This is a genomic window from Enterobacter sp. 241F3 (assembly GCF_034106785.1).
GTDB classification, from domain to species: domain Bacteria; phylum Pseudomonadota; class Gammaproteobacteria; order Enterobacterales; family Enterobacteriaceae; genus Enterobacter; species Enterobacter vonholyi.
The window spans coordinates 1-3,551 of sequence record NZ_JAWNDD010000017.1 but is presented as its reverse complement, the minus strand read 5'-3'; the positions used below and the strand labels follow the sequence as shown (position 1 = coordinate 3,551).

Genomic DNA, 3,551 nt, shown 5'->3' with positions numbered 1-3,551 from the left:
TTAGTATACATTTCTTAATAGGATAATGTATTTACATTTCTATACCTTTTAACATGATTGTCAGTAACGTTGCGGAATTTTCTATTAAAATTTGTTAATAGATCCTTTTTGTCCCATGCATTTTTGAGATCCCGACCAGATAATTTTTTTTGCAGTATTCCTACGTTATCATATCATTCAACAATTAGTGCGGGCGTTCACGGCTATATTCTGACAACAATTTTTTCCGTCATTTCTCGTGCTTCATTCAGTGCTCTGTACAGATAATAATCGGGTTCTCCTGTATGGTATCTCCGGCTAAAATGATCATAAAAGCAATCTACATCGATTTACCCGCCTGGTTAAAACTCCAGTTTCAGTATGTTTCATACACATTCGTCACTACCAGCAAAATACACTCCGGACCATTATCCATGCGCAACATAGACGGATAGCCGGACTTTACCGTAATCCTATCGGATCCCTAGACCACTCATGGAGCGGGTAAATAAGGCCAATTCAAATCGGCAACTCCTCCCGGTTACAATCTTGAACTACTTTAAACGTGCGACAACGGACTAAGGAATCATGCATAAAATCGATCGACCATCTTTGGTTTAGTGTTTCCGCAAGGACCAGTGGTGAGGGATTACACACCGATAACATTGTTTTCCCTGTCGGTGATAATTCAGCTTCAGCAGAGTATAAATAGGGCGGATTTTATTGAGATGCCACGGGTATCCCTGTCGTCGCAGAATCAAGTACAGCTAGCAAAAATCGTATTGTGGATATCATTCTACTACCGCCTGCAATGCAGCAATAACGGGTTCGTCACGTAAGATATCCGGACGGCAATCGTAAATCCCCTCAGCTTATTTTCATACAACTACTGGGCTGACGGATACTGAGTCCGGATGTCTTGGCTAGATGAATGACCAGCTCAGGCTTAAAGACTGGTAATCATCTGTTTAAGATGTCAGTTCTCGTCCTTAAGATCCCGTATCTTTAGTATCAGAAACGTCTATATCGCAGTAATGAGGCTTCCAGTTGTAGCAGGTGTCTTCTGAAAGGTCTGCCTTCAGCCCTACACCTTTGGCATTTAGTCCAGCTTAAACCGACTTAATCATGGCGATGATCTGCTATTCAGTAAAACGGACTATACGCATGGCGATCTCCTTTGTTAGCTGATTGATTATGCCGGAGGCTCTCTAAATGTGAATGAAACTATTATGTGAGATGCTTACAGTTACAGGGCAAGTATCATTCTCAAGTTTGATTAGGTAGGTCATTGCATCTGTTCGATTCGTTGAACACATTCCCAGAGACGGTTGTAGACTACTGCAAACTTTGGGACGAAGGTTGGATCCAAAAATCTTACATAAATTATCTTTAGATAACTGAAAACACCTTACATTTGCAGGCTTGCCTAACATACAATTATTCACTGTTTAAAATCCACATTCCTGCTGTTAGCATCAGGTCCATTTGATCAATCAATACCATTCGAAGGGAATCACACTTAATGAAACCTAAGCTGTATTCGTACGTGCGTTTTTCATCTGTGAAACAACGGGAAGGTAACTCCCTGGAACGTCAGCAAGATACCGCTCTAAAAATTGCGGCCCGTTATAATCTTGAACTTGATACAACGGCTTTCCACGATCTCGGCATGTCCGCGTTCAAAGGAAAAAATGCTCATGAAGGGAAGCTATCGGAGTTCATCAAGCAGATTGGGGTTAAAGTTCCCGTTGGTTCGTGGCTAGTAGTCGAAAATCTTGACCGCATTAGTCGTGATGATGCCTGGACCGCTTTGGATATATTCAAGAGCATACTTAGCAAGGGGATAGTTGTTGTTACTGGCATGGATGAAAAGGTCTATAAGTACGCGGACGTAAAGAATAATCCAACCGATTTAATCATTTCATTGTTGATGTTCACACGCGCCCACGACGAATCGTTGACAAAAAAGAATCGGGTTGAAGCCCAAGCCCGTTCACTGATACGGCACAACCTGACAAGAGAAGCGGGAACGCCAGCAAAAGCAATAGAATCAGTGGGTCAGAATGTCTGGTGGGTAGATACAAAATCAGGATACGTTACCCCACACTCAATGTATTTTGCAGCAGCGCAAAAGATTATAGAGCTGAAACAAAACGGTGAAACTCTTCTTGGAATCCAAAGATATCTTAACGAACATTACCCGGCCCCTAAAAAGAGGGTTTATAAAGACCAGACAGGTAAAGCACTGACGCCCAAAACGGAACAATGGGGCAAGCATTTAATTCGAACCTTCTTGAACCCTACTGTTTATGGACAAAAGGTCTTTACGCTGGATAAGCGCGATGAATCAGGTGTCGTGATATACGATCCGGATTCAGAAGAACCATTGAAAGAAATATTCGTTATTCCTGATTACTACCCGGCACTGATTTCAGAAATAGACTATCTGACTCTATCAAAACTGGACCGACACCGAGCGGTAACTAGAAGCTCCTCAAAATACCCAGAGGGCAACCCTGAACCCGAAATCCCGTTACTATCAGGAATTGGAATTCTTTTCTGTGGGAAGTGTGGTTCTTTTATGTTCAAATCAGGTTCAAACGAAAATAAATACCGTTATATCTGTGGCTCAAAGATTGTTCAGGGTAAACCTTGCGGTAAAAAAGGGTTTACGGCATACCAGCTTGAGCACACTGTTTTGCAACTAATCGCTGATCACGTCTGGAACAACCACCAAGAAGATAAAACGGCATGGTATGAATCTGAGATTGAAAAGACCTCAGAATCTATTGATAAGCTTCTGAAACTGGCAACTTTAACGGATAGCCTTGAAGAGCTTGCAGAACAGATTAAGCTGAATAAACATAATAAAGCGACGCTTGAGAGAGAATTTCATCAGTACAAAATCAACCGTTCAGAAATTCAAACTACGGGCTGGCAACAATTCCGACAATTTGATGTGCATGATACAAAGAACCCTAACCGTAAGCAGATCAGATTAAAGGTAAAGCAAGCTATCAGACGCATTGATTGTTACGATATTGATGGGCGACATGGTCATTTCGAAGTAACCTTCGCGGACGAGACAAAGCAAAGAATCGTGATTAAGTTCAATCGCAACCGATCACCTGGAGTTTCGTATGTAGAAGCGCAAACAGTCAATGATCATGACTTACTAAAAATGCAAGGACTTGTGCTGCACTCCTTCATTGATGTACTTATTTCTCCTGACAAATTTGCGCAGCATATTCAGGAAAAACACGAAGTCAGCCTTCTTAACCCGACGTATATCACTGAGCTAGAAGATGGTATTAGACACGATGAAGTCAATGGAATAGCTATCAGGGTGGATGGCACTACAAGCAAATCATATGCAACGATCAACGGCATTAAGCATGTGATTAACTCGCTAGAAGACTTAAATAAAATTTCAAACTAAAATCACTCTTACCTATTAGACAAGGGGAAGCCAACAAACTTCCCCAATAAACCTATACTGGATTCATCTCCCGGATAATACTGACGTTCTACTTATCAGCAAAAATTGGTTCTTCATGGGGATTCAATCATAT

Annotated in this window: 1 protein-coding gene and 2 pseudogenes; 1 reads left to right on the top strand and 2 read right to left on the bottom strand. The window is 41.5% G+C overall.

From position 1 onward, the window contains the following. Window positions 1–160: 160 nt before the first annotated feature. A pseudogene (locus UR504_RS21455) lies at window positions 161–1,106 on the bottom strand (IS3 family transposase). An 81-nt stretch (window positions 1,107–1,187) separates the two neighbouring features. Next, window positions 1,188–1,406, bottom strand: a pseudogene (locus UR504_RS21450) (hypothetical protein); the annotation flags it as partial. A gap of 95 nt (window positions 1,407–1,501) precedes the next feature. Between UR504_RS21450 and UR504_RS21445 the strand changes: the two are divergent. Then, window positions 1,502–3,418: a recombinase family protein gene (locus UR504_RS21445; protein WP_320740154.1), complete on the top strand. Its 1,917-nt coding sequence runs from the start codon at window positions 1,502–1,504 to the stop codon at window positions 3,416–3,418. The last annotated feature ends 133 nt before the right edge of the window (window positions 3,419–3,551 follow it).